General features: G+C 60.7%; 21 protein-coding genes. 15 read left to right on the forward strand and 6 right to left on the reverse strand.

Annotated elements, in window-relative coordinates:
* Positions 1-25: 25 nt before the first annotated feature.
* Complete coding sequence (locus F6V25_RS08675) at positions 26-292, reverse strand: HU family DNA-binding protein (RefSeq protein ID WP_149306156.1); 267 nt, start codon at positions 290-292, stop codon at positions 26-28.
* A 296-nt stretch (positions 293-588) separates the two neighbouring features.
* Complete coding sequence (locus F6V25_RS08680) at positions 589-2,205, reverse strand: DUF748 domain-containing protein (RefSeq protein ID WP_151128211.1); 1,617 nt, start codon at positions 2,203-2,205, stop codon at positions 589-591.
* A 369-nt stretch (positions 2,206-2,574) separates the two neighbouring features.
* Here F6V25_RS08680 and F6V25_RS08685 point away from each other — a divergent pair, with 369 nt between their 5' ends.
* The gene (locus tag F6V25_RS08685) at positions 2,575-3,264 is read left to right on the forward strand and encodes a type 1 glutamine amidotransferase domain-containing protein (protein WP_151128212.1); all 690 of its coding nucleotides are present in this window, start codon (positions 2,575-2,577) and stop codon (positions 3,262-3,264) included.
* 55 nt (positions 3,265-3,319) lie between these two features.
* On the opposite strand, the gene F6V25_RS16985 is transcribed toward F6V25_RS08685, so the two are convergent.
* Positions 3,320-3,496: a hypothetical protein gene (locus F6V25_RS16985; RefSeq protein WP_191965653.1), complete on the reverse strand. Its 177-nt coding sequence runs from the start codon at positions 3,494-3,496 to the stop codon at positions 3,320-3,322.
* A 281-nt stretch (positions 3,497-3,777) separates the two neighbouring features.
* The gene (locus F6V25_RS08690; protein WP_151128213.1) at positions 3,778-4,476 is read right to left on the reverse strand and encodes a spermidine synthase; all 699 of its coding nucleotides are present in this window, start codon (positions 4,474-4,476) and stop codon (positions 3,778-3,780) included.
* Between the two features lie 355 nt (positions 4,477-4,831).
* On the opposite strand from F6V25_RS08690, the gene F6V25_RS08695 reads away from it, so the two are divergent.
* From F6V25_RS08695 to nifH, 7 genes are all read left to right on the forward strand, one after another.
* Positions 4,832-5,176, forward strand: a complete 345-nt coding sequence (locus F6V25_RS08695) for a DUF4124 domain-containing protein (RefSeq protein WP_151128214.1) — start codon at positions 4,832-4,834, stop codon at positions 5,174-5,176.
* 144 nt (positions 5,177-5,320) lie between these two features.
* Positions 5,321-5,902, forward strand: coding sequence for a hypothetical protein (locus F6V25_RS08700; protein WP_151128215.1), 582 nt, complete (start codon positions 5,321-5,323; stop codon positions 5,900-5,902).
* A 13-nt stretch (positions 5,903-5,915) separates the two neighbouring features.
* Complete coding sequence (locus F6V25_RS08705; RefSeq protein WP_191966138.1) at positions 5,916-6,317, forward strand: DUF2787 family protein; 402 nt, start codon at positions 5,916-5,918, stop codon at positions 6,315-6,317.
* A gap of 379 nt (positions 6,318-6,696) precedes the next feature.
* A complete protein-coding gene (locus F6V25_RS08710) occupies positions 6,697-7,938 on the forward strand; it encodes an ABC transporter substrate-binding protein (protein ID WP_151128217.1) in 1,242 nt (413 codons plus the stop codon).
* Positions 7,935-8,621, forward strand: a complete 687-nt coding sequence (locus F6V25_RS08715) for a GTP-binding protein (protein ID WP_151128218.1) — start codon at positions 7,935-7,937, stop codon at positions 8,619-8,621. The genes F6V25_RS08710 and F6V25_RS08715 overlap by 4 nt, the downstream gene beginning before the upstream one ends.
* Before the next feature lie 9 nt (positions 8,622-8,630).
* Positions 8,631-9,647 (forward strand): ATP-binding cassette domain-containing protein, encoded by a 1,017-nt coding sequence (locus F6V25_RS08720; RefSeq protein ID WP_218043537.1) that lies wholly within the window; start codon positions 8,631-8,633, stop codon positions 9,645-9,647.
* A gap of 418 nt (positions 9,648-10,065) precedes the next feature.
* Positions 10,066-10,929 (forward strand): nitrogenase iron protein, encoded by an 864-nt coding sequence (gene nifH, locus F6V25_RS08725; RefSeq protein ID WP_149306149.1) that lies wholly within the window; start codon positions 10,066-10,068, stop codon positions 10,927-10,929.
* A gap of 71 nt (positions 10,930-11,000) precedes the next feature.
* Here the strand turns inward: nifH and cowN are convergent, their stop codons facing one another.
* Both cowN and F6V25_RS08735 read right to left on the reverse strand, forming a co-directional pair.
* On the reverse strand, positions 11,001-11,309 hold the full coding sequence (gene cowN / locus F6V25_RS08730; protein ID WP_151128219.1) for a N(2)-fixation sustaining protein CowN: 309 nt from the start codon (positions 11,307-11,309) through the stop codon (positions 11,001-11,003).
* 29 nt (positions 11,310-11,338) lie between these two features.
* Positions 11,339-11,767, reverse strand: coding sequence for an FKBP-type peptidyl-prolyl cis-trans isomerase (locus F6V25_RS08735; protein ID WP_151128220.1), 429 nt, complete (start codon positions 11,765-11,767; stop codon positions 11,339-11,341).
* Positions 11,768-12,326: 559 nt separating this feature from the next.
* Between F6V25_RS08735 and F6V25_RS08740 the strand changes: the two genes are divergently transcribed.
* The 7 genes from F6V25_RS08740 to modC all read left to right on the forward strand — a co-directional run bounded on the left by F6V25_RS08740 (position 12,327) and on the right by modC (position 18,726).
* Entirely contained in the window at positions 12,327-12,743 is a 417-nt protein-coding gene (locus tag F6V25_RS08740) for a NifB/NifX family molybdenum-iron cluster-binding protein (RefSeq protein ID WP_151128221.1), read from the forward strand.
* Between the two features lie 148 nt (positions 12,744-12,891).
* On the forward strand, positions 12,892-14,208 hold the full coding sequence (locus tag F6V25_RS08745; protein ID WP_151128222.1) for a porin: 1,317 nt from the start codon (positions 12,892-12,894) through the stop codon (positions 14,206-14,208).
* Between the two features lie 174 nt (positions 14,209-14,382).
* The gene (locus F6V25_RS08750; RefSeq protein WP_149306144.1) at positions 14,383-15,198 is read left to right on the forward strand and encodes a TOBE domain-containing protein; all 816 of its coding nucleotides are present in this window, start codon (positions 14,383-14,385) and stop codon (positions 15,196-15,198) included.
* A gap of 107 nt (positions 15,199-15,305) precedes the next feature.
* Positions 15,306-16,160 carry a ModD protein gene (gene modD / locus F6V25_RS08755; RefSeq protein ID WP_151128223.1) on the forward strand — a complete coding sequence of 285 codons (855 nt, stop codon included), beginning with the start codon at positions 15,306-15,308 and terminating at the stop codon, positions 16,158-16,160.
* 67 nt (positions 16,161-16,227) lie between these two features.
* Positions 16,228-16,974 carry a molybdate ABC transporter substrate-binding protein gene (gene modA / locus F6V25_RS08760; protein WP_191966139.1) on the forward strand — a complete coding sequence of 249 codons (747 nt, stop codon included), beginning with the start codon at positions 16,228-16,230 and terminating at the stop codon, positions 16,972-16,974.
* 8 nt (positions 16,975-16,982) lie between these two features.
* Positions 16,983-17,669 carry a molybdate ABC transporter permease subunit gene (gene modB, locus F6V25_RS08765; RefSeq protein WP_151128225.1) on the forward strand — a complete coding sequence of 229 codons (687 nt, stop codon included), beginning with the start codon at positions 16,983-16,985 and terminating at the stop codon, positions 17,667-17,669.
* A 1-nt stretch (position 17,670) separates the two neighbouring features.
* Positions 17,671-18,726 (forward strand): molybdenum ABC transporter ATP-binding protein, encoded by a 1,056-nt coding sequence (modC, locus tag F6V25_RS08770; RefSeq protein WP_151128226.1) that lies wholly within the window; start codon positions 17,671-17,673, stop codon positions 18,724-18,726.
* Positions 18,727-18,759: the final 33 nt, after the last annotated feature.

Genomic DNA, 18,759 nt, shown 5'->3' on the forward strand with positions numbered 1-18,759 from the left:
TTTATAGCCATGGTGCCGCGAAAGACTACAGCCCCTTCAATTCCTTGCCGGGGGTGAACTTGCCGCTCTTGGAAGCCGCAATCTTGAGCGGGGCTCCCGTCTGCGGGTTACGGCCTTCCCTGGCTGCCCTGGCGGACACCGAGAAGGTGCCGAAGCCAACCAGCGCAACCTTGTCGCCGGCCTTGAGGGCTTTCGTTACGGCCCCGGTGAAGGCGTTCAGCGCTTCGGCGGCCTGGGCCTGTGTCAGTCCCGCTTCCTCTGCTATCTCTTTTACCAGTTCTGCTTTGGTCATGGTCATCCTCCAGTTTTTGTCGTTTGCCCGAGAGTGGGCTTCTGGAGAATATAACCCGAGATGCTGTGCGGCTGCAAGGGCAATTACCGGCGTTTTATCCTTTCACCGGTAATTTCCCGGTGATTTCCGCTCAGCCATCACAGATGAAGGGGGGACAAGCCCTCCACGGCAGAGAAGATCTCGAACAGGGCCATGGTTCCTGCAAAGTCGCGAATCGCGCCGAATCGTACCGCCAACCAGCCGGTAGGGAGTACGGTGATTAATCCTCCTCTACACCGCACCTTCCCGCAGGCTGCTCAGCGCTTACCTTTTCCGGGCGCCTCCTTTTCGAAGCTGGGGAGGAGCGCCTTGAAAAACGCGTTCTTGATGAGCTGGGTAACGATCTGCCAGGTGCTTGTTTCCGGTTTTCCCACCGAACCGGTGATATCCACCTTGGTGGCAACCTCTTGATGCGGCCTGTTTTCCAGAATCTTGGCGACCCCGCCGACGAGTATCTCGTACATTTGATGGGGGATGCTTCGCTTCTTGTCCTTTCGTCGGTCATACACCTTCATATCCCGAAAGAACGGCTTGATATAGCCGGTAATGGCGTTGTTTTTGATGTGCAACTCCGTGACGAGGGTGAAAAAACCGGCGGATACATCGAAATCCCCGTAGGCGCGCAGTACATCGTTCATCGCCGTCAACCGGGACTCCTCTATTTTGAGTGAGAGGTCGAGGTCGGGTCCTGTTTTATTCGGCCGGAACGTGGCGGATGCCGTTGTGGGGCCGCTGCCCATGAATTTAGCCTTCAGGTGCACCTTCGCCGGTCCCTGGGAAAAATGATTGGAAAAGTTGTTCATCTGCAAGTCCGTATCGGTAAGATATATGCGGTACGGCTTGCTCTCCGCCCTATTCACCAGACCCAGAGTGCACCCCGTCAGGCTCACCTGATCGGCGCGGATCAGGACTCCGGGCTTGTTGCTCAGTTCCCTGGCGGCCTTTCCCGCTTTGATTGCGCGTTTTTTTTCAACTTTCGCGGTCCGGGGCGAATGGATATAGTCGATCTTCATCCCCTGGATCGTCAGGCTTTCCAGGTGGGCCATTTTTACCTTGGGTGCATACTCCGCCTCGCCGGCGGCCTGGAGAATACCGCCTTGGAGAGATACGTTCGAGCGGGCAAACACCGGCTTGAAATAATCGATCGGCACCTTTTCCAGCTTCAGGCGGCCTTTTATGCCGGGATACGGCTCTGCGAGAAAATTTCCCGCTCCATCGATACTGCCGCGCCCGGTGCCGAAGATTGCCGCGTCGAGATGGAAGGTGGAGGGATAGACCTGATCCGGCAGCCTGATATTGCGAATATTGACGGCCTGGAGGTTGACATGGCTCAGGACGAGCGGCATTTTCGGGTCCTGGTCGATATAGGTGAGGTTGGCGTCTTTGATTTTCAGCGTGTTGATCTTGAGCGGGTAGATATCTTCCACCGCCCGTTGCCAACCGCGTTCCTTGAGCGGAACCGTGCTGGCCGCCTCGCTGCGCAACTGCTGGAGGTTGATGACGATCTTCGGCTGGGTCAGCAAGAATTCTGCAACGAGCCTCCCCGAGAGGAGTCCTCCCCAGTGGATGCTGGCCTTGATAGCGGGGAAAGAGGCGACAGGAGTCTCGGGATGGGCCTGCTGCATCACGGTCAGCCCTTTCAAGGTCAGGGAGAGGCCCAGCAATTGGACATGCACCCCCGGCAGCCGCACCGAGTACCCTTTCAGGTCGCGGTTCAATTTCTTTTCCATCATGCTGCGCAAAGGCGCATCAAGGGTGTAAGAGGCGATAAAGAGAATAAGGGCCAGGGCGGCCGGTATGCCGGCCCCCCAGCGGAGCAGCCTCGATTTCAGCACCCCCTTGCCCCACGGTATAGCTTGTCTGATCTCCGCCATGAGCCCTCTCCACGCATACGGCACGACTGTGCATCTGTTCCGACTATGATAAGGTGCTACGCAACTAACGCGCCAGTAAAAAAATAGGGTGTTCAGAGTGTGCAAGAGGGTAATGGTGTCGGGTGAAAGGGGAAAAGATACGCAGGGGCAGGGGAGGGGCCGTCAGCATATTCCGCGCTATTTGACGTAAACGCCATATATGACGGACCGTGTGGAGGTGTTTTCAGCACCCTCCGGAAAACAACGGGGCGGCCCTGTCATATGATTCCGATCTGCCAAACTATCATCGTATGACATTGCTTCTTGTCGGACCGTTGCCGTGGGTGTATTGTTAAATCAGTGACTTACCCGAAATACCCGGAGGCAGCTATGAAAATCCTGATGGTACTGACGTCCCACGACACGCTCGGCGCTACGGGCCGCAAGACCGGTTTCTGGCTGGAGGAGTTTGCCGCTCCCTATTATGTCTTTAAGGACGCCGGGGCCGAGGTCGTCCTGGCCTCCCCCAAGGGGGGGCAGCCGCCGCTGGACCCGAAGAGCGACGACCCGGCTTCCCAGACCGCGGCAACCGAACGGTTCAAGGCCGATGACACGGCGAAACGCGCCCTGGGCGCAACTTTGAAGCTCTCGGGCCTGTCCCCTGCGGATTACGACGCGGTCTTCTATCCCGGCGGCCACGGCCCCCTGTGGGACTTGGCCGAAGACCGGGACTCCATCGCGCTGATCGAAGCCCTGTATGGCGCGGGCAAGCCGGTAGCTGCGGTGTGCCATGCGCCGGGTGTGCTGCGCCACGTCGCGGCGCCGGACGGTACTCCGTTGGTGAAGGGCAAGGCGGTGACCGGCTTTTCCGACACGGAGGAGGACGCCGTCGGCCTGACCGACGTGGTGCCGTTCCTGGTGGAGGACGAGCTCCAGAAGAAGGGCGGCATCTACACCAAAGGCCCGGACTGGCAGTCGTATGTCGTGTGCGCCGGCACGCTCGTCACCGGCCAGAACCCCGCCTCATCCGAGGCAGCGGCGCAAAAGCTGCTGGCACTGCTGGCGGGCGGAAAAGACTGACACAGCAGAAGCAGCTTCATCAAGAACTGTAAGTGGTGCTCTCGCACAGGATCGCTCACCCCTCCTTGCGACGTACATTCCGCATGTTGTTGTAGCACTCCTGCTTGCTCCAGATCAATTCAGTGGCACGATCCAGAGTCGCATTGAGGTCTTGAAGGTTTGTCCGGGATATACGATCAGCAATCCTGTTGAGCACCTTGCAGGTCAGAGCCGGATTAATGTACCACGGCATGTTCATCAACCCCTTTCCACGCCCGTGTTGCCAACCTCAATACCCCCGCCCTCCGGTGGGCGGGTGAAATCGAAACCCATGGGATGAGTAAAGCATAATGTGTACCGGGTGTTGTAATCAGATGATATGATGGCGAAATATCAAGTGCCGTTGGCGTGGAACGCTGCAAACAGCCCGTTTGTCGGAATTTTTTACAGTGGTGTGACGCGATAGAGGGGATTCGCGGCTGCGGGCTGCCCGGCACTCGAAAAAGTCTGTCAGCCGAGTGCCCGTTTCCCGTGTTACGTAACTGAACCGGTCGTTTTGGGCCCCCGCACGCCGAGCCAGATGGTGTGCTGTCTCCCCCCCAGCGCCTTGCCCCGGGCTGGCACCCGGACCTCATGCACCTGGAAACCGGCCCGGCGCAGCCGTTCGGTAAACGCCCGGTCGGGACCGGCCGACCATACGGCCAGCACCCCCTCAGGCCGCAGGGCGGCGAAGGAAGCCTCCAGGCCGGCCCGGCTGTAGAGCCATTCGTTGCCCCTGTGGGTCATGGCTTCGGGGCCGTTGTCCACGTCCAGCAGGATGGCATCGTAGGCCTGGTGCTCCGCACGCAGGACCTGGGCCACATCCTGCTCCCGGACCGTGACCCGGTCATCGTCGAGGGGGAACCCGGCCAGGTCCGCGAGCGGGCCCCGGTTCCACTCCACCACGGCCGGCACCAGTTCGGCGACCACCACCCGGCCGTCGGCACCGAGTCGCCGCAACGCCGCAGCGGTGGTATACCCCATGCCCATTCCGCCGATCAGTATCCGGGGGGCGTGGTGGGCGGCGATCCGGGCGCAGGCCAGCTCTGCCAACGCCTCTTCCGAACCGTGAACCCGGCTGTTCATGAGCTCGTTGCCGTTGACCTGGATCGAATACTCCCTGCCACGCCTGTAGAGGCACAGTTCGCCGCCCCCCGGCGCCTGTGCGCTGTCGATGAGTTCCCACGGTATCATGTCCGCTCCCCTGCTGGTGTGAAAGTTGAGCCGCCACGCCACTCTACCACACGGCGTCCCGCGTTTATCTGCTTTTTTTCCGTGTAATACCGGGATGTTTGTAAAATGACCCGGAGGTGTCACTTTTTTTTACACGTTCTGAATAGTGGTAATATTTTTAACATGCCGTAATTGCAGTTGAAATTCTCATTTTCATGGGGTAAGAATGTAGGCGCGGGCACAAATCGTGCGCAATTGGGCGTAACGCGCTGCTGTTGCGCGGGGGGGGGCTGCGGCGGAGAACGGCTGCGTGGCCCGCTCCAAGGGGAAAAAGCGAAAATCACGGCCAGTTTCGATCACGGGGACAGGAGGGACGATGAGGGTAATATGCCTGGTGGTGGGGATCATGGTGATGGCGTCGTTGGATGCCGGTGCCACCTTCTATAAGTACCGGGACAGCAGCGGGGCGATCGTGATCACCGATAAACTGGAAAATGTCCCGCAAAAATATCGTAAGCAGTACAAAGTCATCCTGGACGAGCAACTGGATGCCCGTGACTCGCTGAAAAAGCGGTGGGCGGCAGGCAAAGAGGCGCAGGAGAGACAAGAACTGGAACAAAGGCAGCGGAAGGCTGCTGAAAAGAAGAAGCCGAGCGACGGCAAGCGCCTCGTCATTACCGTGGACGAGCAAACGGGAGAGTTGATTCGTACCATGGAGTAGCGTCGCATGCCTCGGCGCTCTTCCGTCACCCCCCGAGGGAAGCGATATCACAACGCTTGAAAGCCTTGGCGGAATTTGCTACTGTGCTGCTGCTCGTTGCCGGAGCGGCACCCCCCGCTGTTATTCCTGTGCTCAGGTATTGTTATGAAGTTTTTACAGGCATTCCTCATAACGTCTTTTCTGGTGCTGTCGGCATGCAGCAATCTTTCCAGGTCCTACGGCTTGACGACCCTTTCGCATAACAAAGTCTCGGAAAATGAATTTCCCATCGACAGCAAGCTCTACTATCTCTCCTGCAATCAGAATATCAGGATTGCCGTCGTCGCCGGTACTGTCAAGATTGATAACAATTACGAGGGGTATGACGGTTATCAGGAGTTTGTGTCGGTAACCACCGAGGAACTGATTACCGATTACGAGCATCATCTGCTCGATCTCTCCAAGTATTTTCAGAAATATGCCTTCAATTTGGTCAACAGGCGTGAGGTCAACCGGGTCCTTAACGAATACGAGTCGAGCAACCTGGCCTTTGTGCCGGGGGATTTGCGGGAAAAGATCGGTGCGGAGACTACCGCGACCCACATCCTTCTGATGAACTTCTCGCGAAACTACGATGACCGGTCCCATGCGATCGATACCATTGAACGCCAACTCATAAATGTTGCAACCGGCTCGGTCGAAGCGGCTGATTATCTGAAGGTACGGAACTCCATCTCTCCACTATAGGGTCGATTTCATCGTGTTCTTGAATACCAATAACCTGCCGTGGCTCATCTCGAAAGAGCTGCGAACCGTCATCCACGCCCACATCTCCGATCGTTTCACGGCCTGCGTCATTACCTTTCAATGCCGCACCCCAGCAGCCGGGCACCATCCGGCCGAAATCGCCATCGATACCGACGGCACCATCATCTTCATTACCGGCTTCTCGGATACCGCCGTTTCCTCCGAAGCGACGGAGGATAGCTCCTTCGATTTCGTGGCCAGAGCGGCCCGGTACGGCGGCCGGGAACCGGTGCCGTTGGAGGGGGAGCAGGAACGGTACCAGGAGTGGGAAGGCGCTTTTGTGGCTTCTTCCCTTGCGGGCGCCTACCGGGTCGCGGTAGCGCCCATACTGGAGTTGGAAGAACGGTGCGATTGAAGAGCCACGCATTCAGGAACGGTGGTTCGGTACACACAGCGGGCTGCGTCATAATGGCGCAGCCCGTTTCGGTTTGTGAGCAGGCGGTAAAATATTGGGAAAAGTAGCAACATGCTGGACATGACGTCCGGCAGCGTGCCGTTTGTCTCACTCCATACCGTTCCTGCCCATTAATTAGTCACCTTGTGCCCAGGAAGCTGCCTGCCGGTATCCGCCATGGGCGCATAGGGCGGTCGTTATGGTGTGTGAGCCATAGCAAGGCCCGGGCCGACAACAACTCGCCCGGCTCGCGGTCAAGCTCCGTTCCCGAATATCTGGCAAGCATTATGCTTGGAGGGGTGAGGGTAATGACATCCCACACCTGTACGAGGAATCTTCTATGACCACAGCCGCCAGCGCCGGGTTGCTCAACGCCACCCTCAACCATATCCTCACCGGGCACCCGGAAACCCTGCCGGTGTTCGCCGACGCCGGACTGGGGGTGGTTGCGGATGAAGGGCTCCGGGCATCATTCGGCACGGTGGTGACCCTGCGCACCCTGCTCAAGGCGCGGGATCTCAACGCCGATCTCTTCTGCCGCCGCCTGGACGATGCGATTGCCGAGGCCGCCCGCACGGCCCGCAAACAGGCGGTCGCGACGGCGGCGGGTACCCCCCTCAACCTGTTCGCCTTGCTCCCCTGTCCCCTGAAAGTACCCCTGGAGGAGGCCTTCGAGGCCTACCTGGGCACACTTCCTCCCGAGAAACGGGCCTCCTTCACCTATTGCCTGGAGGGGAACGCCAACCACGACGTGGATTACTACGCCCTGGTGGAGCATTTCGAGTCCATCGACGACATGCCGGACATCATCGTCACCCCCGGCTTCAACAGCTTTTTCCACCGCCCGTTCGTGGAGCGCTTCATCAAGCCGGGCCTGTTCACCAGCGTCTCCACCTTTGCCGGAGACCGACACCTGGCGCGGCTGGGGGTAATCGATCCCCAAGGGCAGTACACCATGCTGGCCATGAACCTGCTGGTGATGGTGGTCGATCATGCCCGCCTGGGCGACCGTCCGGTTCCCGCGGCCTGGCGGGACCTGCTGGATGCTGCGTATCACAAGAGCGTCGCCATTCGCGGCAACCACGATGGTTCCTTCTGCGAGACCCTGTTGTTGACGATCCACAAGGAGTTCGGCCTTGACGGGGTGTTCCGCCTGGGGGAGAACGTCCGCTACGGCTGGCACCCCTCCCAGATGGTCAAGGCCGCAGCCAGCGGCGGCGCGGAGGCACCGGCCATCAGCGCCATGCCCTATTTCTTCGCCCGGCACCTCAAGGAACGGAAGGGGGTCAGTATCGTCTGGCCGCAGGACGGCGCCCTGGTCAGCCCGGTGACCATGCTGGTCAAGACCGGAAAACGGGAGGCGCTGCAACCGCTGATCGATTTTCTGGCCGGGCCAAAGGTGGCCGCAATCTGCGCCGAAGCCTCGTTCCCAGCGGTCCATCCCGCCGTGGACAACCACCTGCCGGACGACGCCGTGTTCAAGTGGGTCGGCTGGGAGTACGTGAAAAACCATGACATCAAGGCCATGCTGACGGAGATCAATAAAACCTTCCTCCACGGTTTCAACGGGGGCGGGGCATGAGGCTCATTACGGTGGCCGGGCCGCCGTCATCCGGCAAAACCTCCGTGATCATTAAGGCGGCCGAGGCGCTGCGCGGGGAGGGGGTCACGGTGGGGGTCATCAAGTTCGACTGTCTCTCCACCGGCGACCAGGTCCTGTACGAACGCCGTGGCATCGCGGCGAAGACCGGGCTGTCCGGTAACCTCTGTCCCGACCACTTCTTTGTCAGCAATATACAGGAGTGCCTGCAATGGGGCGAGCAGAGCGGTTTCGACCTGCTGATCTCCGAGAGCGCCGGCCTGTGCAACCGCTGCGCCCCCCATATCAAGGACGTGTGCGCGGTCTGCGTGATCGACAACCTGAGCGGCGTGGAGACGCCGCGCAAGATCGGGCCGATGCTCAAGATGGCGGACATCGTGGTGGTCACCAAGGGGGACATCGTCTCCCAGGCCGAGCGGGAGGTGTTCGCCTACCGGGTGCGCCAGGTCAATCCGGGGGCGGTCATCATCAACGTCAACGGCCTCACCGGCCAGGGGGGGTACGAACTGGGACGGCTGTTGTCCGCCGCGGAGGAGACGGTCTCCCTTACCGGCAGGCTGCTGCGTTTTACCATGCCCGCTGCGCTCTGCTCCTACTGCCTCGGCCAGCGCAAGATCGGCAGCGATTACCAGATGGGCAACGTCAGGAAAATGGATTTTTCGTAAAGGGAATTCATGGAAACCGATCGCGATACACCACCCTACAGCGCCATGCCGAGCGAGGAGTTGCTGCGCAAACATCCCTATGCCGAGGATTTCTTCACCTCCCTGGGATTGGCGCTACCGCCTCCCGGCGAGTCGGTGGGCGCCTATTTCGGGCGCATTACTGCCGATACGCTGGAGGACCTGGGGGTGGAGCGCCACGAGTTGGGGGAGCGGTTCGACGCCTTCATGGCCCTCCTGGCTTCGCTCCAGGAGAAGCGTACCGGCCCGGCCATCGACTCCATCACGATCCAGGGGGGCGTGGACAAGAGCGGCGCTGCCGAGGGATTCGCACTGACCGTTGCGCCGGGGGAGGTGGTTTCCATCGTCGGCCCCACCGGCTCCGGCAAGAGCCGTTTCCTGGCCGACATCGAATGGATGGCCCAGGGGGACACGCCCACCAAGCGCCGGGTGCTGATCAACGGCGCCGTGCCCGACCCGTCCCGCCGTTTTTCCCTGGAATACAAGCTGGTGGCCCAACTCTCCCAGAACATGAACTTCGTCATGGATTTGAGCGTGGAGGAGTTCATCGCCATGCACGCCGAAAGCCGCATGGTGAACGACGTGGCCGGGATCACCCGCACCATCATCGCAAAGGCCAATGAACTGGCCGGGGAACAGTTCTCGTCCCAGACCCCGGTCACGGCCCTGTCCGGCGGCCAGTCGCGGGCGCTGATGATCGCCGATACCTCCTGCCTCAGCACCTCGCCCATCGTGCTCATCGACGAGATCGAAAACGCCGGCATCGACAGGAAGCGTGCGGTGCGAACCCTGGTGGACGAACGGAAGATCGTACTCATGGCCACCCACGACCCGATCCTGGCCCTCATGGGGGACCGGCGACTGGTGTTCAAGAACGGCGGCGTGCGCGCAGTCATCGCCACCACGCCTGCCGAGCGGGCCAATATGGCGGCCTTCGAGGAGATGGACGCCCGGCTGACCGCCGTGCGTAACGCCCTGCGCAACGGGGAACAGATCGACCACATCTGATGGCCGCTCCGGAGTTTGCTGCTCCCTAGGGCGCATCGTCTGCCTGTTTATTAATCATCTGCCGGCGCAGCAGATGCGGACCGCTAGGGTAAAATGCCCTGGTAGCGCGCCTTGAGCCCCTTTAAATCTCTTGGCACGTATTGTGTACCCTCTCTCCCCATGGCATGGCTTACCATGTCACCGACATTCACACAAATCCCGTGCAATCGGCGCCACCGCCCCGCTCTCGCAGATGAGACGCGGGGCGTTTTGTTTTTGCAGGCGAGGAGATGATGACGACAACCCGTTGTGGGAATTGAAGGGAGCATACAGCTCACGGGGCCGGGGAGCATGGTGAGGAGTGTGGCAACCGTGCAGCGCCCAGGTCCGCTACCTCGCAAACAGCAGTCAATCCAACAGGTGGATGAAAGGAGATTCGATGAGACAGATAGCTATCTACGGCAAAGGCGGCATCGGCAAATCGACCACAACCCAGAACACGGTGGCGGGTCTCGCCAAGCTTGGCAAGAAGGTCATGATCGTGGGGTGCGATCCCAAGGCGGACTCGACCCGGCTCATCCTGCACGCCAAGGCCCAGGCAACGGTCATGGACCTGGTGCGGGAGCTCGGCACGGTCGAGGACCTTGAGGTGAAAGATGTCATGAAGGTCGGCTACAACGGCATCGCCTGCGTCGAATCGGGCGGTCCCGAGCCGGGTGTCGGCTGCGCCGGGCGCGGCGTCATCACCGCCATCAACTTCCTGGAGGAAAACGGTGCCTACGCGCCCGACCTGGATTTCGTGTTCTACGACGTCCTGGGCGACGTGGTCTGCGGTGGGTTTGCCATGCCGATCCGGGAGGGGAAGGCGGAAGAAATCTACATAGTCTGTTCGGGCGAGATGATGGCCATGTATGCCGCCAACAACATCGCCAAGGGGATCCTCAAGTATGCCACCTCCGGGAAGGTGCGCCTGGCCGGGCTGATCTGCAACGCCCGGAAGACGGACAAGGAATACGAGCTGATCGACGCCCTGGCCAAAAAGCTCGGCACCCAGATGATCCACTTCGTGCCCCGTGACAATCAGGTGCAGCGGGCCGAACTGCGACGCATGACGGTCATCGAGTATTCGCCGGAACACCCCCAGGCCAATGAGTACCTGACCCTGGCCAAGAAGATCCTCGACAACAAGATGCTGGTCATCCCCAAGCCGCTCGAGATGGAAGAGCTGGAGGAGCTGCTGATGGAGTTCGGTATCATGGAGCCAGATGACGAGAGCAATGTGGGCAAGGCAGAGGCGGCGTAGCACGTTGGAATATGGAACAGCTTTGAAAGAGTCCCCCCTCCCTTGACGGGAGGGGATTTTTTATATGTGCTTCAGCAGCTTTCCTCCTCGATCCTCTCCAGCAACTCCAGGGCGTCCTGGTCGTCGTAGGTCTCGAAGAGTTCCCTGATGTTATTGATGTACGAGTGGATCAGGAACAGCTCGTCGAGGCAGCGGCCGCTGGTTTTGTCCGGCGCTCCCACGCTGTCCAGCTTTTCCTTGAATTTCTCCCAGAACGGATCGGTCCGTTCCGGGTCGTCGATGTGCCGCCGTAGCATCGCCATCAGCACCCGGGAATTCTCGTCGCCGTTGATGCCGATAAAGGATACGTAGCGGTCCGGTTTTGCTGCTGTTGCCTCCATAAATGCATCCTTTCAGATTATTTGTTTCACTATTTGATTCCGTCCAACCGCAGGGCAAAGGTCAGGTCAAGCCCGGCCAGGGGGTGGTTGCCGTCCAGAGTCACCTCGGTCTCGGTGATCCCGGCGATGAGCATGACCCGTTCCCCGCCTCCCGAAAAGCCGATGCTGAGTTTTTGACCAACCATGATCTCTTTTTCAGCGGGAAAGCGGGCCCGGTCCACCCGGAGGATGTTCTCGGGCAACCGCGGCCCATAGGCCTCGGCGGCCGGGATGAGGATATTGACCGTCTCTCCCACGGCCATGCCGACCACGGCCCGTTCCAGGGCCGGAAAGACCTGGTCCTGGCCGATGGTGAAGACGAGCGGCTCTTCGTCCGGGGTGCTGTGGAAGATGCGGCCGTTGTCGAGGGTCCCGATGTAGTGGACCGTTACGGTGCTGCCCTGTCGTGCGCGTACCATGTTGCGTCTCCTTGCAAGCGGGTGCTCATTTGTTGTTACTATGACTATATGCAACATGTCGGCCGAGATGCCTTTTGAATACGGTTTCTTCGACGACGCCCCGGGCGCCGTGCGGACAGCAAGGCTGCCCGATAATGGGGCACGTATCCGGGACTTGACTATTCGTTATGCAATTTATAACATAACGAAAGTCGGTTTGTTTTTTTAACTAGTCGAATATAAAGGATAATTGTGCCAATATAATTTTGGCATGTGTTATGTAATTAATTATATAACACCCGAAGGTGTTGCGAGCGAGAATGGATGTATTCCACCGCAACATGATTCGGGTGCCGGTAAGGCGACAGGGAGGTCGCGCGCGGCGCCCGTTGGTGTGCGCTGCCGTCGGTGGGTGTGGTAACGGCGTTGCCATGGATGAATGGAGCGCCTCTTTCCGAATATGCACGATGTACCATGCTCACCGAGTCTGCGTGGGCAAAAGGGAAATGCACGAGCGGCTGGTGGCAAACTGCGGCACTGCAGGGGCACCGGCGGCGTAATGCCTTGGAAAGGAGGCAGTATGAAGGTCGCTTTCACCACATCGACCGGCGTCGAAGTCGATCTGAATTTCCGCACGTCCACCAGTTTCACCGTCTGGGACGTGAGGCCGGACGAGGCGTACTACGTAACAACGGTTCGGATCGCAGACGATGCGGGGTGCGAGGATGACAGGATCGCCATCCGCGTCAAGGCGCTCAGGGGATGCTCCATCGTGTGCGCCCGGGAGATCAATGGCCCGGCGGCGGCCAAGCTGGCGGCCGGGAACATCCACCCTCTGAAGACCGGCGTGGCCACCCCCGTGGAGGAGATCATCGGCAGGTTGAAGAGCGTGCTGCGGGGGGCCCCGGCACCCTGGATTCGCAAGGCGCAGATCGGGAACGACTTTGTTGCGGGGGGACATGCCCGCTCAGGGGAGTTTTCCCAAGGATTGAGTTAGGCTGTACGCACGCCGTACAAGGCTCACTTTGGGGGCCTCCTTCATGTGGTGGGGGGAGCGATCCCCTCTTTTTCATGCAGGGGCGGCGGGCGCATTTCGCAGTATGAATGGCGCGCCCCCGGGCGCGTATAAAACAAGGGAGGTTGGTATGAAAAGGTTGGGAATTTTGTTGGGGGTGGCCCTGATGGCGGCCCAGGCCGGCACGGCTTCGGCACGGAGTCTGGAGGACGTGCTGAAGGAAAAGGGGGTCATCACCGAGGAGGATTACAAGGAGATTCAGAAGAGCAGCCCGATCAAGTACAAGTTGGGCGAAGGGTTCAACTTAACCTCGGCCGACGGGAAGTTCAGCACCTCCATCGGCGGTGTGTATCAGCTCCGCTACACCCTGATGGACAATGACGACGTCAACAACACCGCCGCCAAGCAGGCCCAGGATTCCAGCAAATTCGAGTTGCGCCGCATCAAGCTTGTTTTCAACGGCTACGCCTATTCTCCCGATTTGACCTACAAGATGACGATCAACTTCGCCAACATCGCCGGCGGCGCCACCAGCAACGGCGGCCTGCTGGAAGAGACGTTCGTCAACTACCGCCTGCTGGACGAGGTGCAGTTCCGTTTCGGCCAGGACAAGGTCCAGTTCGGCCGCCAGTGGATCACCTCCTCCGCGGCCCAGCAGTTCGTGGACGCCTCGGCGGTGACCAACGCCTTCGTGCCCGGGTATGACACCGGGGTGATGATCCACGGCAAGATCGCCGGCGGACTCGTCAACTACAACATCGCCGGCTACGGCGGGGTGGGGCAGAACACCTACCGCAGCACCACGGACAACGCCTTTGCGGCGCGCCTCACCGTCAACCCCCTGGGCGACGTGAAATACGCCGAATCCGACGTGGAGTACAGCAAAAAACCGCTGGTCTCCGTGGGCGCCGACTTCTACCGGAACACCCTGAGCGCCACCGAAGCCAATACCACCAACACCGCCACCGGCAACAACCTCAGCTTTGCCAAGAGCACCAGCTGGTACGGGCTTGGCAAGGGCCTCCTGCCCGCGGCCAGGGCGTTCAGCGCCGGTGAGGCGCTGGACTTCAACATGGCCGGCGTGGATGCGGCCTTCAAATGGCGCGGCTTCTCGGCCACGGGCGAGTACTTCTTCGCCGAGGCCGACGGCCAGACGACCAGCCACAAGCTGCGCGGCCAGGGCTTCTACGCCCAGGCCGGCTACTTCGTGATCCCGAAGAAGGTGGAGTTGGCCTACCGCTATTCCTACATCGACCCGAACCGCGACGCGGTGAACGACCTGTGGGTTGAGAATGCCGGTGCGGTGTCGTGGTACGTGAACAACCAAAACCTGAAGGTCCAGGCGGACTACACCAATGTCCACAAGCAGGCGGCCATCGCCTCCACGAGCGGCAAGAACGCCACCGACGATCAGCAGGTGCGCTTCCAGGTCCAGATGCTCTTTTGATCAGGCTTGTCGGGAAGAGGTCCGGCAGGCTGCGCCACGTTCGGCAGTCTGCCGGATTGAATTTTAGTCATGCGCTTTACATGGGTGGTGATCCCTGTATAATTTTAACCGATACGGCACGAAATTCCGTGCCGGTCGCCGCGAGTTTTTTGCGCACAGGGGTGTGATCGTGTTATGAAATGTTCACAGGAAGGTGCCAAGCTGGGGCTCTCCGGGGCCGTCTGGCTGAACAAGGAAGACCGGAAGTTCCTGGGGGGCGACCGGATCAGCCTGCTGGAGCAGATCGGCGAGCTGGGCTCGATCACCAAGGCCGCGAAGGCGGTCGGTGTCAGCTACAAAACCGCCTGGGACCTGGTGAACATGATCAACAACCTGGCCGACAAGCCGCTGGTCGATCGCTTGACCGGGGGCAAGGGCGGGGGAGGGACCACCCTCACCGCCGAGGGGAAGAAGGTCCTGCGGGAGTTTCAGATCATCCAGGAAGAGCATCGCAAATTTTTGGGCAATATCGCCGAGAAACTGGGCGATGCGGACAGTCTGTACCAACTACTGAGGAGGATTGCCATGAAAGTCAGTGCGCGTAACGTCTTTGCCGGAACCGTGGCCAGGATCGTCAAGGGTGCGGTCAATGCCGAGGTCGACCTGACCCTCAAGGGGGGAGCCACCATCGCGGCTGTCGTCACCAACGGCGCCGTCGATAACCTGGGGTTGGCGGTGGGGAAAGAGGCCTATGCCATCATCAAGGCCAGTTCGGTCATCGTCGGCACCGATCTGCACGATGCCAAGCTCAGCGCCCGGAACCTGATGTGCGGCACGGTCGCCAAGGTCATCGAAGGGCCGGTCAGCGCCGAGGTGGATGTGGAGGTGGGGGGCGGCAACACCGTCAGCGCCGTCATCACCCATGAGAGCAGCAAGAACCTGGGGCTGGCCGTGGGCGGCCATGCCTGCGTCATCTTCAAGGCATCCAGTGTCATCATTGGCGTGAGCTGAGCCATACGCCGCAAGCAATATCCACGAGGGGCATCAACGGCGCTGCCCCTTTTTTGTGCATTCCGTTATATTTTGAGCACTATAACGAACAAGCGAAGGAGGGTGCCATGCTTGCCTGTCTGCCTGACGGTGAGATCGAACGATTTTTGGAAGAGGATCTCCCCTATGGCGATCTGACCACCCATTTGCTCGGCATCGGCCACCAGCCGGGCACCATCGCCTTTGCCACCCGCGAGGACACGACCCTCTGCTGCACCGAGGAGGCGGGGCGGGTACTGGAGAAATGCGGCTGCCGCATTTCGACCCTGGAGCCGAGCGGGACGCGCTGTGCCCCCGGCACGGTCTTCCTCACCGCCACGGGAACGGCACAGGCCCTGCATGCCGGTTGGAAGGTCGCCCTGAATCTGTTGGAGTACGCCTCGGGCATCGCCTCCCGGACCGCCAGGATCGTCCGGGCCGCCCGGGAGATGAATTCGGGCGTCGTCGTGGTGACCACCCGAAAATCCTTTCCCGGCACCAAAAAGGTGGCCATCAAAGCCATCTGTGCCGGCGGGGCGCTGCCCCATCGCCTGGGGCTGTCGGAAACCGTGCTGGTATTCAGGCAGCACACCGCCTTCCTGGGGGGGCTGGATGCGTTTCTTGAAGGCATTGCCGACCTGCGGGTCGGGGCGCCGGAAAACCGGATCATCGTCGAGGCGGAGAACGCCGCGGAGGCGCTGCGTATCGCCGGGGCCGGGGTCGATGTGATCCAGGTGGACAAACTGCCGCCCGCCGAGTTGCGGCCACTGGTCGCCGACATCCGGGCGGTGGACCGGGCGGCGAAGATCTCCGCGGCAGGTGGCATCAACGAGGGGAACGTGGCGGAATATGCCGCCACCGGTGTGGACATCATCGTCCTGTCGTCGGTCTACTTCGGCAAGCCGGCGGACATCGGCGTCCAACTGGTTCCCCGCGGGGAGTGAGGGGGCATCGTTACGCCCTGCGGGTCAGAAATTACTACAACACTAACGCCTTTATACGGAGACCATCATGAATCGAATCGTATCTACCCTAGTTGTCGCACTGGCCTGTCTGCTGCCCGTAACTGCCCTGGCCGGCGAGATCAACCTGTTTGTGGCGGCCAGCATGCGGGAGGTCGTCAATGAACTGTCCGCCGACTTTGCCGTGAAGAACAGCGGCGTTACCTTCAAGAAAAACTACGGCGCCTCCGGTGCCCTGGCCAAACAGATCGAGAACGGCGCTCCTGCGGATATCTTCATCTCGGCCAACGTGGAGTGGATGGATTACATGAAGAAAAAGAAACTGGCCGACGACAGGAGCGTTGCCACCTTTGCCTACAATTCCCTGGTGTTCGCCGGCCGGCCGGGAGTGAAGGCCGCCAGCCTGCATGACGTGACCAAGCTGGAGAAGATCGCCATCGGCAGCCCCAAGAGCGTGCCGGCCGGGGAATACGCCACCGAGGCCTTCCGGAAGGCCGGGATCGACAAGCAGCTGGAGAAGAAGCTGGTCATGGCCAAGGACGTGCGCGAGTGCCTGCTGTACGCCGACCGGGGCGAGGTCGACGGCGCCTTCGTTTATAAAACCGATGCCCTGCAAGTGGCCAAGAGCGCCAAGATCCTGTTCACGGTGCCGCAACAGTACTACCCGCGGGTTACCTACCCCATGGCCCTGACCGTGACCGGCGGCAAGAAGGCCGAGGCCGCTGGCTTCTATCGGTTCCTGCAGTCTGCGGAGGCCAAGGCCGTCCTTGCCAAACACGGCTTTCTCGTGAAATAGGGTACGGCATGCCGATTTTTACCTCCGCCGAATATATGGCCATCCTGCTGTCGCTCAAGGTGTCGGTCGTGGCGACGCTGGTGTCGCTCCCCTTCGGTTTTGCGGCCGCCTATCTCATGACCTTCCGGCAGTTCCGGGGGAAGGTCGCGCTGGACGTGGCGGTCAATCTCCCCCTGACCCTGCCGCCGGTGGTGATAGGGTATATCCTGTTGCTGCTCCTGGGGCAGAAGGGCTTTATCGGGCAGCATCTGTTGCAGCCGCTCGGCATCACGCTGATTTTCACCTGGAAGGCCGCGGTCATCGCCACGGCCGTGGTCGGCTTTCCCCTCATGGTCCGGTCGATCCGCCTGGGCATGGAAAGCGTTGACGAACGGCTCATCCAGGCCGCCCGCACCCTGGGCGCCGGATGGCTCGACACCATTGTGACCGTGATCATCCCGCTCTCGTTCCGCGGGATCGTTGCCGGGGCGGCGCTCATGTTCGCCCGCGGCCTGGGGGAGTTCGGGGCGACCATCGTGGTGGCCGGCAACATCCCCGGCGTAACCCAGACCATTCCCCTGGCCATCTACGAGTACACCAGTTCCCCCGACGGCGATCGCATGGCCCTGGCCCTCTGCCTGGTGTCGGTCCTCCTCTCGGTGGTCGTGCTCCTGCTCCACGAATATCTCAACCGTCGCATCGCCAAGGCCGACTGACATGGAACTACACGTTACCCTGAACAAGAGTTTCGGAACCTTTTCCCTGGATATGGCCTTCACGGTCCAGGGGGAGCGCATCGGCGTCTTCGGGCCGTCGGGATGCGGGAAGTCCACGCTGGTGAGCCTGCTGGCCGGATTGCAGCAACCGGACAGCGGCAGCATCAGCCTGGACGGGGAGGTGCTCTACGACAGCCACGGCGGCATCAACGCCCCCCCCGAGCAGCGCCGCATCGGCATCGTCTTCCAGCGCCCCTACCTGTTCCCCCATATGAGCGTCAAGGCAAATCTCCTGTACGGTTTCAAACGGTGCGCCGCGGCAAACCGCACGGTGGATTTCGACAGCCTGGTGGAGGTGTTGCAGATCGGCCACCTGTTGTCCCGCAGCGTGCACAACCTCTCGGGGGGCGAGAAACAACGCGTAGGCATCGGCCGGACGGTGCTCTCCAATCCCCGCCTGCTGTTGCTGGATGAACCGTTGTCGGCCTTGGACGACAATCTCAAATTTCAGATCATCGATTACCTGAAGGCGGCCAGCGCGGCGTTCCGTATCCCCTATATCTTTATTTCCCACTCGCTCCTGGAGATGCGCATCATGACGGACCGGGTACTCGCGGTGAGTGCCGGGCGCATCGCCGCCCAGGCAACGGCCGAGGAGCTGGCCCGCTCCCAGATGGGGCGGAGCCCAATCGGCTACATCAACCTCCTGAGGCTGGACAAGCCGCGCAGGATCAACGGTGTATCCGCCTATGCCTGGGGCGGGACCGAACTGGTGATCTCCACCGTCGGCGACCGGCCGGAGGCGCTGTTCGAACTCTCCTCCAAGGACATCATCCTCCTCAAGCAGCACCCGGACGCCATCAGCGCCAGAAACCTGCTCGAATGTATTGTGGCGGACACCTTCCACTCCGGCAACAAGGTCGGGGTGGAGTTGGCCTGCGGCGACGGCAAACTCGTGGCCGAGGTCGTGCCCGAGGCCGCTCGCGAGTTGGGGATCGCAAGGGGCAGCAGGCTCTTCGCGGCCATCAAGGCCTCGGCGTTTCGCCGGCTCGAATGATTATCCCGCAAGTAGGGATTGACAGTCGCCCTT

This window comes from Oryzomonas japonica (assembly GCF_008802365.1).
Taxonomy (GTDB): Bacteria; Desulfobacterota; Desulfuromonadia; order Geobacterales; family Pseudopelobacteraceae; genus Oryzomonas; species Oryzomonas japonica.